This is a genomic window from Bifidobacterium sp. W8114 (assembly GCF_016101165.1).
In the GTDB taxonomy this organism is placed as follows: Bacteria; Actinomycetota; Actinomycetes; order Actinomycetales; family Bifidobacteriaceae; genus Bombiscardovia; species Bombiscardovia asteroides.
Genome location: NZ_JACFRA010000001.1, coordinates 202,220 through 214,430, shown reverse-complemented (window position 1 = coordinate 214,430; position 12,211 = coordinate 202,220). Strand labels below are relative to the sequence as shown.

The following is a 12,211-nucleotide window of genomic DNA, read 5'->3' as shown; positions in this document are numbered from 1 at the left end:
CCTCTGCTCCACCGAATCCTGAACCATTATAAGTAATGCGTCGCCGGGTCAACATTCCACTGACCATTCGACGTACTCCGCCAACCCTGGAGTGGCCAAGGCGACTCTGACCAGCCCATATGGCCAAGCGATATAGTGACCTTATGAACAGCAGCCAGCCTATTGCCGCAACCTCCCCTGAGCCGACGAACGGAACCGGTACTAACCCTCCGACCATAGCAGGAGGCCAGGGCCGACCCCAGCGCAAACCCCTAAGCGCCCTGGTGGACCCCGGCTGGGCTCGTGCCCTGGCACCGGTCGAGCCCAACATTCACCGGATGGGCGACTTCCTCAGAGCCGAGCTTGCCCAGGGCCACCGCTATCTGCCTGCCAGCAAGAACATCCTGCGCGCCTTCACCATCCCCTTCGACTCCATCAAGGTCCTGATTGTGGGCCAGGATCCCTACCCGACGCCCGGCCACCCGGTAGGTCTGAGCTTCTGCGTGGATCCTGCGGTCAGCCCCATCCCCGGCTCCCTGCGCAATATCTACACCGAGTTGAGCTCCGACCTGGGCCTGCCCACGCCTTCCAACGGCGATCTGACGCCTTGGACCAGGCGAGGGGTCATGCTGCTCAACCGCTGCCTGACTGTGCGGGTGGGCAAACCGGCCAGTCACCGCAACAAGGGCTGGGAGGAAATCACCGATGCCGCCATCCGCGCCTTGAACGACAGACGCGACCAGGAGGGTAAGGTCCGGCCCCTGGTCGCCATCCTTTGGGGACGGCAGGCCCAGAGCCTGGAGCCCCTGCTGACCAACGCCGCCATCATCAAATCCCCGCATCCCAGCCCCTTGTCGGCCCGGTATGGCTTCTTCGGCTCCCGTCCCTTTTCCAAGGCCAACCAGGCACTGGAGGCCATGGGCGCCCAGCCGGTGGACTGGTCCCTGACCTGAGTCCCTCTCTGGCTGGGTCGTCAGGAAATGCCGTTACCATGTCTGCTATGGCATTATTCCCACCCCGACCCAGTCAGTCCCCATCTGTTCAGCCCAGTCAGGATCGGCAGGTTCCACCAATCAGCCAGGACGACCTGCAACGCTGCCGTCAGTTGGCCGACCGGATCCGGACCCGCTTTTCAAGGACCCTGGTTGGTCAGGAGAACCTGCGTGAGGCCCTGATTTTGACTCTGGTCGCCTCAGGACACATCCTGATTGAATCCGTGCCCGGCCTGGCCAAGACCACTGCCGCCCAGACCCTGGCCACCTCGGTCTCCGGCAGCTTCAAGCGGATCCAGTGCACGCCCGACCTGATGCCCTCGGATCTGGTAGGCACCCAGGTCTACGACTTCTCCACACAGCGCTTCTCCACACAGCTTGGCCCTATTCATGCCAACTTCGTCCTCCTGGACGAAATCAACCGCTCCAACGCCAAGACCCAGTCGGCCATGCTGGAGGCCATGGCCGAGGGCGCCGCCACCATCGGCGGCGAGAGCATAGCCCTGCCCCGGCCCTTCATGGTGATCGCCACACAGAACCCCATAGAGGAGGAGGGTACGTACAACCTGCCCGAGGCCCAGATGGACCGATTTATGCTCAAGGCCGTCATGACCTATCCTGATGCCGACCAGGAGACCCGAATGCTGCAGATGCTGACCAATCGCGGCACTGATATGCCCGGCAAGGACGATCTGGACGCACTGACCATAGCCGACGTGGAATTCCTTAGGCAGAAGGCCCGGCAGGTCCACGTGGCACAGCCCATCATGCGATATGCAGTCGATCTTGCAGCCACCAGCAGGGGGGCTGGATCGCGGCCCATCCAAGGGCTGGCCGAACAGGTCAGGCTGGGAGCCAGCCCGCGCGCTTCCATCGCCCTGGTGCGCATCGGCCAGGCCAGGGCCCTGCTGACAGGCAGGGATTACGTCATTCCCGAAGACCTGAAGGAGTGGGCCCATTCTGTGCTCCGCCACCGTATCCTGTTGACATTCGAGGCCCAGGCGGACGGCGTCAGCAGCGACGACATCATTGACCAGATCGTCGACACGGTGCCGGTGCCATGAGCCGTCGACGCTCGGATCACGACCCGGTCCGCAGACGAATCGAGTCCTTGGACACCAGCCTGCGACTTCCCACGGTGCGCAGGGCCTTGGGTCTGCTGGAGGGCGAGCACTCCTCCGGCCGTTGGGGCGGTGGAGACGATCGGGCCGACCTGCGCGCCTATGAGTTCGGAGACGAAACCCGCATGATCGACTGGCACGCCAGTGCTCGGATGGGCCGCCCAATGGTGGTTGAGCGCGAGCGCCTGGTCACCAGCAGGGTCTGGCTGCTGCTGGACGTTGGTCAGGAGATGTCCGGAACATGCCCTGACGGAGAGCAGGCCATCCAGGTGGCGGCCAACGCCCTGTGCATGTTCGCAACCCTCTGCCTGCGCCGCAGCGATGAGGTGGATCTGGTTCTGGTCGATTCATCCGCCATCCGCCGCATACCCTGCCAGGGTGGCTTCGCCCGATTTGAGCAGACCCTGGACCGGGCTCTGGAGTCACCACTGAATCAGCCACGCAATCTTGAAGCCCTGCTGGGCTACGCCGCCGGCATCCAGGACCGACGGGCCATGTTGGTCATCGCCACTGACCAGTCGGCATTGAACGTTGACCTGATGCCGACCATCAGACGGTTGGCCACCACCCACCCCGTGAATCTCATCGGAGTGGAGACCATGAATCCACTGTGCCAGCAACCCAATATGGGCTCGGTAACGGATGCGCCCAGCGGACGGAAGATCCCGGCCTTCCTGCGCACTGCGAACGGGACAAGGGCTGTGGACCTGCACAGGCGTTATCAGATCGAGGCCTTTGGCCGGGAACTGTCCAGAGTCGGAGCCTCGCTGATCCGGGCCGACTCCAGCACAGCCATGTTCAACAGGTTTATCCACCTGCTTTCAGCCGGCCGACCAGGCATCCCCATGAGACGGACGGTGATGGCGGCATGAGTGCTGTCATCCTGACTCGTCTTGCCTCCGGTCATGGCCGAATCAAGGTCATGCCCACCATGACCCAGCCCACCTGGCTGCTGGCTCTGGCGACTACCGCCATCATACTGGCCCTGGCCCTGGCTGCTGCGGCTATTCTCCTGCCCGTGTTTCGACATCAGCAGGAGGTGCATCCGGCACAGGTGAGCTCCCAATCCCGCGATGCATGGCTCCAGCAGATTGATCAGGTGGTGGCCCGGTACGACAAGGGCCATCTGGACCGGAACCAGGCGATGACGGCCCTGGCCGCCATAGCTCGTGGATTTGCCTCCCGCTCCTGGAACAACGACATGAAGGCCAAGACTCTGGCCGAGATCCGGGCCCAGCCCCGTACGCCGAGCACACGAAAGGGCCTGGACCTGCTTCGACAGACCATTGATGCCCTCTACCCGCCTGAATTCGCCCCTCCGCGGGACAGCGCGGGAACGGACGCCACGGTGAATCAGGCAGCCGACTGGATACGGGATTTGATTGAACGGTGGCCGCGATGAGCATAGGCAATCTGTCCTGGAGGTGGCCCTGGCTGCCGGTTCTGGCCTTGGTCCTGGCTCTGGCATTCGGCCTGCTGGCCTACCGTAAGGACCGTCGTGGCAAGGACAAGGAACCAATAGCCCAGGTCTGGACCTTGAAGAGCGACCTGGACACCGAGGAGGGCCATGAGACCCTGCGGCGCTGGCGGCGATTGAACCGTTGCGCCGCAATCATGCTTTCCCTGGCCCTGCTGATGGCTTTGGGCCTTGCCGCAAGGCCTACCCGGGTCGATCGGACCTTGGAGCAGGGACATAACCGTGACATTGTCCTATGCCTGGATGTCTCCGGATCCACGCTGCCCTACGACCGTCAGGTGATTGCCTCCTATCTTGACCTGGTCCGCAACTTCCGTGGCGAACGCATGGCCCTGAGCATCTTCAACTCCACCTCGCGCACAGTCTTCCCCCTGACCGACGACTATGACATGATCACCGCCGAATTGAGCAAGGCGCGGCGGATCCTGGACGGGGTGCAGTCCCAGGACCGCATTGATGCCATGAGCGGACGACAATACCAGGACATCAGCGACTGGCTGGAGGGCACGCAGAACCGCCGGGACACCACATCCCTGATCGGAGACGGGCTTGTGGGCTGCGCTGCGCTCCTGCCCCAATTCGCTCCCAAGGACCAGAACGGATCGATAAAGGCCGACCAACGGTCAAGCTCCCTGGTTCTGGCCACCGATAACGTGGTTTCAGGCAAACCCACTTACACCCTGGAGGAGGCGCTCAAGCTGACCTCGGCTGCAGGAATCGCCGTGGACGGGCTCTATTCGGGACCGGAACAAGGCATTGAGGATGAGAGCACCCGGCAGATGCAGCGGCTGATCGAGGCACGCGGCGGCATCTTCCTGCGACGGCAGGATGGGAACTCCATCAACGCGCTGGTCCGCCAGATCGAGCATCGCCACGGAGCCGATCCCCGCCAGCAGGAGCAGTCCAGCCTGGTGGATGCACCCGGATGGTGGACTCTGGCCCTGGCCCTGACGCTGTCAGGATATTTGCTCCTGGCCTGGAGGCTGAAGCGATGAACATATTCAAGTCCCTGACATTTGAGCCCGCCCTGGGCCGGGTAGCCGGCGGCCTTCTGGCTGGCCTGTTATTGCTCCTGGCCATTGCACTGATCCTCCATGGCCTGCGCAAGGGGCGGGATACGGACGCCGATCGCTGGGCTCTGACCCGACGCACCGCCATGGTCCTGGTTCTGGCTCTCATGGTCCTGACGCCCAGCACAGTCAGCAAGACCACCAATAAAGCAGTCAACGCCACTGATATCTTCATTGCGGTTGACGTGACCGGATCCATGGCGGTCAAGGATGCCGGGTATGGCGACCAGGAAGGAATGAGCCGACTGGATGCGGCCCGGGCAGCCATCCACGACCTGACGATCATCTACCCGGATGCCTCCTTCTCGGCCTTGAGCTTCGGCGTCTCGACCAGCGTCGATCTGCCCCTGACCCCTGACGTGCGGGCTGTGGGCAACTGGGCCGGAGGGTTGGCTACAGAGCCCACATCCAGGTCCTCCGGCTCAAGCCTGGATGCTCCGCTGGATCGCCTGAGCCTCGTCTTGAAACAGACCAAGGACCGGCATCCCGAAGACCGAATCCTGCTCTACCTGATCAGCGACGGCGAACAGACCGGGCCTGATGAGCGGCGATCCTTCAGCGTTCTCAGGGAGGGACTGGACGATGCCTTCGTTCTGGGAACCGGCTCGGCCAAGGGCGGCATGGTGCCTTTGAGCTCCGATGTCGGTGGAAACGATGCCCACAGCTGGGTGACTGACCCCACGACCGGCCAGCCGGGCATCTCCGCCATGGACCCGAAAACCCTCAAGGCCATGGCCGACGAGATGAGCGGCCACTACCAGGCCCTGGCCAAGGGGACCACGGTGCGTGAGGGGGCCACGGCTGCGGCCTCCAAGCGCTACCGGGTGACCAAGGTCGACCAGGTCAGCCGGCATGTCACCCCGCTGGTCTGGCCGCTGGCACTGGTGGAGCTGGCTCTGATCCTGATTGAGGCGGGGCTCTGGATCCGCACTTCGAGGAGACTGCTATGAGTAGGAAGTCCCGGCAAGGCGCAAGAAGCGGACGCCGCCTGCGGGTGCGCCTGATTTTGGCTGGCTTGGCCTTGGTTGCAGCACTGGCCGGAGCCTGGTGCCTGATCAACGTCAAAGCCATCGCCACCTATAACGAGGGCACGCGAACGTTGAGCACCAACGTTCAACAGGCCCAAAACCCGCAGGCCGATCCTTCCTCCATCAAGGCCCTGCAAGACCAGGCCGAACACCTCTTCGACCAGGTCGAAAGGCCCGGACCCCTGATTCTGCCACAGACCAGGCAGGCTGCCCAAGCCAACCGGGCGGCCAACGCCGCGCTGGCCAGCCGCACCGAGCGTCTGCTCAAGGAGCAGAAGGCCGATAAGGCCCAAGACGGGAAAAACGGCTCCGGCAAGGGCTCCTCTTCAGGGCTGACCAAGCAGCAGGAGGCCGAGGTGGAGGATCTGCTCAAGCGCAACCAGCAGCAGAGCGAACCGTCGGCATCCCCGACACCAACAGGCAAGGCAAGTGACAACAAGGGTCAGGCGAAGAACGTCAAACCCTGGTGACCGGCCGCACACAGTCTTTCGCGTGAGTCATTTCACCGCCCCCTTTTCCAACAAATCGATCCCCATGCAGACGATTATCTCCCGGCTAACAGACTGACGGAATTAGTAGAAAATCCGTCCCCATCCAGACGAATCGGACCTCATTTGACCACATGGCCCTATGAGGCCCATTTCAGGATCACTGCCATGTTGTAGTAGAGGCATGTACAGGCCATCCTCTTCACTACCCACCCGGGGTCCCTTCCTGGAGCAAACCTCATACCTGACTGATCCGGACTCCGTTGGAAGCTGCCCCTGTCATGCGAGGGCGGCACGTTGCCGGGCCATACTGTCAGACATGGCTCGACAGTCACGAATCACTCTGGTCCATCTGAGTGAATTAGCCGACCAGGCTCTGAGGGTCGACTGGCAAGGGCGGGCCGCTGAAGCATATCGGGCCCAGGTGCGGGCCATGGATGCCCTCTGCCAGGATCAGCGCATCCAGGCGGGGCGCACACTGAACCTGATTGATCAAGAGAGCCGGCCATGAAGCGGACGATCACCGCTGCGCCCGATACCAACGGTTATACACGCACCGAGCTGGAACATCTGACCGGCATGGCGGACCGGCTCAACCAGGCAGGTGGAGCCCTGGCCACCTTGCAGTCGCAATGGATTCTGACCAACCAGGCCATCCGCAGAACCACACCCGGACTGCCGACCCTTATCTGCACCCAGACTGCCTTACCGCCGCCGGGTCACGCGCATCTGCCCCTGGATCTGATGGTGTCTTTCTGCAGTGACCAGGCCCAGGCCTGCGAAGACCTGCGCACCCGGCTCCAGTCTGTGGCCGACCGGCTGACCAAGGCCTACGGGCTGTACTCGCAGGCTGAATCATTCATGGACAGGCTGATGGGCTCCCTGACCTCCAAGGCCTTGACTGTCTTTCGACCCATTGCCCCGTTCATGCTGGGTTCCATCGGTCTAGGCCTGGGAGTAGCCAAATTGACCGACCACTTGGATGCATCGCAATTACAGGAATTTCTGGAAACCACGGCCAGCATCCAACAGCCCCTGCTGACCGCAGTCGCATCCGGCCTGTCCTCGGACCATCATGATCCCATTGGCGGATTGGTCACCGGCCCAGGCCTGCTGATGCCCTTGATACTCGCGCATTTCCAGGGTGATCGAATCGTGATGGATCCTGTTCATCCGCAGGGCAAGGGATTGGGCGAGGCCCATGACATCGCCGGTGCTCTGCACAACCTGGAGACCCTGGGATCCTGCCGGGACGGCATTCCCTACGCAACCATCGCCGTACAGCGTTATCGGAAGGCCGACGGCAAGAACCACTGGCTGGTCTACATACCCGGCACCAGCTCCCATTTGGACTCCCCAATCGGCTGGGCCCAGAACATCCAGCTCATGAGCGACAAGGCTGCAGTGCGCGGCAGGGCGGCCTCCATGCGTCTAGTGGACCAGGCCATGCGGGATGCGGGGGTGCGTCCGGACGATCCGGTCAGCCTGGTGGGCCATTCCCAGGGTGGCATCGTGGCCGCCACCATGGCCTCGGATCTTTCGGACCGCTACAGCTTCAATCATGTCGTGACTGTCGGCTCGCCCATCGCCCATCGCAGAATAAAGTCAGACACCTGGGTCACCAGCGTGGAGATGCGCGAAGAGCTGGTCTCCAGCCTTGATGGAGCCGACAATCCCTCCCGACCCAATCAGCTGACAGTAAGGGGAAGAGCGGGCGGACCTCCCCCTCCAGGCGGCAACCAGACTGGCCGGACAGTGACCACTGCCGAACCCGGAAAGGAATCAACCCATGGCATGGCCTACCAGCAGGCGGCCTGGGCTGATGCCCGGGATCAGAACTCACCAGCGGTACGACGTCAGGACGATCACTTCGCCCAGGCCATCGATGGCGATTTGCAGGAGACCCGCTACTACCGTGGCAGGCTACGACGATGAGCGGGACACGCCCCCCCCCCGAGAGCACCCATGCCGGTTCCTGCTGGTTGACCCGGTCGTCTAGGCTGGAGGCATGAACCTGAGCCGAATCACACCAGTCATCCCCCTCAATCCCTTGGACGGACGCTACCGCAGACAGACTGCCGATCTGGTGGACTATTTGAGCGAACCCGCCTTGAACCGCGAGCGCATGCGGGTCGAGGTCGAATGGATGATCATGCTGTCCAATGGTTACCAGGGCAATGGCCAGCAACCGGTCCTGCCGGGCGTGGAGCCCCTGACCGAGGCCGAACAGGCCTACCTGCGAGCCATTCCCGAGGATTTCGACGCCGAAGGCATCACCGAACTGGCGGGCATCGAAGCCCAGACCCGCCACGATGTCAAAGCTGTGGAATACTACATCGACCGCCGTCTGGAGGCTGCAGCCACAGCCCTTGGCCCCGGGTCCCAACTTCCCAGGCTGGCGCCCCTGGTCCACTTCGCCTGCACCAGCGAGGACATCAACAACCTGGCCTATGCCCGCTGCATCCGAGGCGGGGTCGAGCAGGTCTGGCTCCCCAAGGCCTCCAGGATCGAGAACCATCTGGCAACCATGGCGGAGCAATACCGGAATCTGCCCATGCTCGCCCTGACCCACGGCCAGCCTGCCACACCCACCACCCTGGGCAAAGAAATGGCGGTCTACGTCCACCGGCTGCACCGGCAGTTGAATCGGATCCGCAATCAGGACTACTTGGGCAAGATGAATGGCGCCACTGGAACCTTTGGCGCCCATCTGGCCGCCCTGCCGCAGGTGGATTGGATCGATCTGACCCGGACCTTCATCGTGGAGCGAATGGGCCTGGTCTGGAACCCACTGACCACCCAGATCGAGTCCCACGACTGGCAGGCCGAGCTCTTCGGCAATATCGCCCACCTGGGCAGGATTATGCACAACCTGGCCGTGGATGTCTGGATGTACATCTCCCGCGGTGTCTTTGCCCAGGAACCCGTCAAAGGCGCGACAGGGTCCAGCACCATGCCCCATAAGGTCAACCCCATACGCTTCGAGAACGCCGAGGCCAATCTGGAAATCTCAGGAGCCCTGCTGGACACCTTGGCCACCACCCTCACCGAAACCCGCTGGCAGCGGGACCTGACCGACTCCACCACCCAGCGCAACATCGGTTCGGCCCTGGGCTATAGCCTGCTGGCTTTGGACAACCTGGACGGTGGCCTGCAGACCATTCACCCTGACGAGGCCCTGATGGCCCGCGAGCTGGACAGCAACTGGGAGGTCCTGGGCGAGCCCATACAGACGGCCATGCGGGCCGCGGGACTGGCTGGACGTTCAGGCATGGATCATCCCTATGAGCAGGTCAAGAAGCTGATGCGCGGCAAGAGGATCGGCCGGGAGGATGTCGAGCAGTTCATCGATGGTCTGGACCTGGACCAGGACACGGCCAGTCGGCTCAAAGCCTTGACGCCGGCAACATACACCGGCGCAGCTGGAACCTTGGTGGACTTCGATCGCGATTGACCATGTCCCCGTCCCAGTCGACCATAACCCCCGAGGACACCGATTCCACCGACCCTGTTAAGGCAGATAAGGTCGTCATCCGGGATACCCCGCCAGAACGAGTCCATGACGCCGAGGACCTGCTGCGAGCCCTGGCGGCTCTGATCCTGGGAATCCTGGTCACCCTGGCAGCCGTCTACCTGAAAGGCATAGCGGCCGGGGTCGAGTCGGACATGCGCCAGGCCGGCAATGCCATGGACTGGCTCATGGACGTACCTACCGCCTTCCTCCAGCAGGCAGTGACCGTGACCGTGGTCCTGACCGTGATTGTCCACCTGCTGGTCAACAGGGAATGGATTCAGGCGATCACTGCCCCCCTGGCCATGTTCCTGGGGTTTGGACTGGTCATGCTGACCTCCAACCTGATACTGAAGGCCGGCAACCCGACCCTGATCGCCTCATTCAGCTCACAGAACGCCATAGGGTCGCCCGTCCTGTTGCCTGACTTCTATGCCGGTCTGGCTGCCTTCCTGAGCGCAGCAGGACCCCGTCGCTTGAGAAGCTCGGTCAAATGGGGATGGAACGCTCTATATATTGTGGCCATCATCATGGTCGCCATATCCTCCAATTCAGCCAGTGGGGTTCTGGTCTCGCTGATTCTGGGACGAATCATCGGCATGGTGGTCCGATACCTGGCGGGCACTCAGAACAAGGGTGCCTGGGGACAAGGAGTGGTACAAGCCATAGCCTCCATCGGCATCCATGCCGTCAGCCTGGAACGTCAGGACTCCAGTCTGGACGCCGATGGTCAGCCCCTGCCCGCACTTGCCGACGACCTGATCGAGGCCTCCCGCATCTACAGGGTTCATGACAAGGATGGCCGAACCTACACGGTGTCGGTCATGGACGGCCAGCTGCACACCATGGGCTATCTGATGCAGCTCTGGCAGTGGATCAAGCTGTCCGGAGTCTCCATGCGCCGGGACCGGTCGGTCAGAAACTCCATGCAACACCACATGGCTATCCTGGCTGAATTGCGAGACCTGGGGCTGACCGCCATGCACCCCTATGGCCTGGCTGAGAGCGCGGAATCCTCAATCCTGGTCCTGGAGGATGACGTCCACCTTCGGCCCCTGAAACCCGGAAGCCTGGATACGGACAAGGCCAAGCAACTGATGGATTACCTTCGCCGGGCCAACGAGCGCGGATTTACACACCGCCGCATCCGCCCGGAGACCCTGGCCGTAGACCAGTCAGATTCCATGGTCATCGCCGGCTGGGAGAACGGCGACAGCGCCAGCTCCCAGGCCAACATCGCCCTGGATCGAATCCAGCTTCTGGCTCTGATTGCCACGCTGATCGGGGTGAATCAGGCCATTGAGGCCGCCCGTGCCTCCTGGGGGATCAAGACCCTGGCGGGGCTGTCGCCTTTCTGCCAGATGGTGGCCATTCCTTCAAAGACCCAGGACCTGCCCGGCTGGGACCGACAGATTCTTACTGACCTGCGCAAACAGTTGCAGTCCTTGGCTCCCCCTGAGTCGGTGGCTGAGACCGGCCAGGTGACCCTTTCCCGCTTCAGTCTGCGCAGTTTCGTGGCCCTGGCCCTCCTGGTAGTGGCGCTGGCGGTCATCGTCACCCAGTTCAACCTGCCCCAGGTCATCAGCGCCGTCCGCAACGCCAACCCTTGGATGGCCGGACTCTCCTTCCTACTGGGGTCACTGTCCTGGGTGGGCTGCGCCATCACCCTGGGAGTCTTCATCGACCCGGCCAAGCGCGACTTCAAGGGCATCTTCCTGTCCCAGGTCGCGTCCTCGTTCACCTCGGTCTCCATGCCCGCCGGGGTGGGGCCTGCCTTCGTCAATTTGCAGTTCCTGCGGCGGGACGGTTATGACAACACCATGGCCACAGCCATCATGAGCGCCGTGGTGGCCGTCCAGTTCGCAACCACCTTCTGCCTGCTGATCGTCATCGGGCTGTTCACCGGACGGAACACCCTATCCGGGATGATCCCCACCAACACCCTGGTCATCGTCATCGGGACGGTGGCCATCATCGCGGCCCTGATCATGGCCGTGCCTTACACACGGCGGCTGGTCATGGAACGGCTGATGCCCATCGTGGCCTCCTATGCTCATCACCTTGTTGAGATTCTGACTCAGCCCAGGCAACTGGTGGTGGCCGTCCTTGGGGCCGTACTGCAGTCAGCCGCCCTGGGCATGAGTTTCTGGGCCGCCCTGATGGCCTTCGGCTGCCGAACCAACGTTTTCGAAACCACCTTCGTCTTCCTGCTGGCCAACACGCTGGGATCGGCCGTCCCCACGCCCGGCGGTCTGGGGGCCATAGAGGCGGTGCTCTTCTCCGCCTTCCGCCTGGCTGGCGTTCCCTCAGGTGTGGCCATCTCGGCCACGCTGGTCTTCCGGGTGGCCACCTACTGGCTGCGCATCCCCCTGGGAGCCCTGGCCATGCGCTGGCTGAGCAGCCACAATCGCATCTGAAGAGCCCTTGGGGCATTCCCAATCTCGAGGACCTCAAAAAACGCTTGATGAAATGTCGGAAACCCCCGGAAAATGCGGTGTTTGGGCCTAATCTGCGGTAATATCGGTCATTGACCGTTGGGCTTTCC

The 12,211-nt window shown here is 62.6% G+C and carries 11 protein-coding genes; all 11 read left to right on the top strand.

Translation table 11 applies throughout. The features are described 5' to 3' along the window. Nucleotides 1-143 precede the first annotated feature (143 nt). The 11 genes from H3T89_RS00930 (at nucleotide 144) to H3T89_RS00880 (ending at nucleotide 12,083) form a co-directional block, all read left to right on the top strand. Nucleotides 144-932 (top strand): uracil-DNA glycosylase, encoded by a 789-nt coding sequence (locus H3T89_RS00930; RefSeq protein WP_232347066.1) that lies wholly within the window; start codon nucleotides 144-146, stop codon nucleotides 930-932. 47 nt (nucleotides 933-979) lie between these two features. Then, on the top strand, nucleotides 980-2,035 hold the full coding sequence (locus H3T89_RS00925; protein WP_415873464.1) for an AAA family ATPase: 1,056 nt from the start codon (nucleotides 980-982) through the stop codon (nucleotides 2,033-2,035). After that, nucleotides 2,032-2,964, top strand: coding sequence for a DUF58 domain-containing protein (locus H3T89_RS00920; protein ID WP_198215956.1), 933 nt, complete (start codon nucleotides 2,032-2,034; stop codon nucleotides 2,962-2,964). Before H3T89_RS00925 ends, H3T89_RS00920 begins: the two co-directional genes overlap by 4 nt. Then, nucleotides 2,961-3,494, top strand: a complete 534-nt coding sequence (locus tag H3T89_RS00915) for a hypothetical protein (protein WP_198215954.1) — start codon at nucleotides 2,961-2,963, stop codon at nucleotides 3,492-3,494. Before H3T89_RS00920 ends, H3T89_RS00915 begins: the two co-directional genes overlap by 4 nt. Beyond that, nucleotides 3,491-4,564, top strand: a complete 1,074-nt coding sequence (locus H3T89_RS00910; protein ID WP_198215953.1) for a vWA domain-containing protein — start codon at nucleotides 3,491-3,493, stop codon at nucleotides 4,562-4,564. The genes H3T89_RS00915 and H3T89_RS00910 overlap by 4 nt, the downstream gene beginning before the upstream one ends. After that, complete coding sequence (locus H3T89_RS00905) at nucleotides 4,561-5,589, top strand: vWA domain-containing protein (RefSeq protein ID WP_198215952.1); 1,029 nt, start codon at nucleotides 4,561-4,563, stop codon at nucleotides 5,587-5,589. Before H3T89_RS00910 ends, H3T89_RS00905 begins: the two co-directional genes overlap by 4 nt. Then, nucleotides 5,586-6,137: a DUF6466 family protein gene (locus tag H3T89_RS00900; RefSeq protein WP_110417395.1), complete on the top strand. Its 552-nt coding sequence runs from the start codon at nucleotides 5,586-5,588 to the stop codon at nucleotides 6,135-6,137. Before H3T89_RS00905 ends, H3T89_RS00900 begins: the two co-directional genes overlap by 4 nt. A gap of 337 nt (nucleotides 6,138-6,474) precedes the next feature. Further along, complete coding sequence (locus H3T89_RS00895) at nucleotides 6,475-6,666, top strand: hypothetical protein (RefSeq protein ID WP_198215951.1); 192 nt, start codon at nucleotides 6,475-6,477, stop codon at nucleotides 6,664-6,666. Further along, a complete protein-coding gene (locus H3T89_RS00890) occupies nucleotides 6,663-8,090 on the top strand; it encodes a PGAP1-like alpha/beta domain-containing protein (protein WP_198215950.1) in 1,428 nt (475 codons plus the stop codon). The genes H3T89_RS00895 and H3T89_RS00890 overlap by 4 nt, the downstream gene beginning before the upstream one ends. Before the next feature lie 73 nt (nucleotides 8,091-8,163). Further along, on the top strand, nucleotides 8,164-9,609 hold the full coding sequence (gene purB, locus H3T89_RS00885; protein WP_198215949.1) for an adenylosuccinate lyase: 1,446 nt from the start codon (nucleotides 8,164-8,166) through the stop codon (nucleotides 9,607-9,609). Between the two features lie 2 nt (nucleotides 9,610-9,611). Beyond that, nucleotides 9,612-12,083, top strand: a complete 2,472-nt coding sequence (locus H3T89_RS00880; RefSeq protein WP_198216175.1) for a lysylphosphatidylglycerol synthase transmembrane domain-containing protein — start codon at nucleotides 9,612-9,614, stop codon at nucleotides 12,081-12,083. The last annotated feature ends 128 nt before the right edge of the window (nucleotides 12,084-12,211 follow it).

Excerpts from the sequence above, each read along its gene's own strand:
- H3T89_RS00925 (WP_415873464.1), top strand. The coding sequence starts at position 980 with ATGGCATTATTCCCACCCCGACCCAGTCAGTCCCCATCTGTTCAGCCC.
- H3T89_RS00900 (WP_110417395.1), top strand. The coding sequence starts at position 5,586 with ATGAGTAGGAAGTCCCGGCAAGGCGCAAGAAGCGGACGCCGCCTGCGG.
- H3T89_RS00930 (WP_232347066.1), top strand. The coding sequence starts at position 144 with ATGAACAGCAGCCAGCCTATTGCCGCAACCTCCCCTGAGCCGACGAAC.
- H3T89_RS00890 (WP_198215950.1), top strand. The coding sequence starts at position 6,663 with ATGAAGCGGACGATCACCGCTGCGCCCGATACCAACGGTTATACACGC.
- H3T89_RS00895 (WP_198215951.1), top strand. The coding sequence starts at position 6,475 with ATGGCTCGACAGTCACGAATCACTCTGGTCCATCTGAGTGAATTAGCC.
- H3T89_RS00915 (WP_198215954.1), top strand. The coding sequence starts at position 2,961 with ATGAGTGCTGTCATCCTGACTCGTCTTGCCTCCGGTCATGGCCGAATC.
- H3T89_RS00905 (WP_198215952.1), top strand. The coding sequence starts at position 4,561 with ATGAACATATTCAAGTCCCTGACATTTGAGCCCGCCCTGGGCCGGGTA.
- H3T89_RS00880 (WP_198216175.1), top strand. The coding sequence starts at position 9,612 with ATGTCCCCGTCCCAGTCGACCATAACCCCCGAGGACACCGATTCCACC.
- H3T89_RS00920 (WP_198215956.1), top strand. The coding sequence starts at position 2,032 with ATGAGCCGTCGACGCTCGGATCACGACCCGGTCCGCAGACGAATCGAG.
- purB (WP_198215949.1), top strand. The coding sequence starts at position 8,164 with ATGAACCTGAGCCGAATCACACCAGTCATCCCCCTCAATCCCTTGGAC.
- H3T89_RS00910 (WP_198215953.1), top strand. The coding sequence starts at position 3,491 with ATGAGCATAGGCAATCTGTCCTGGAGGTGGCCCTGGCTGCCGGTTCTG.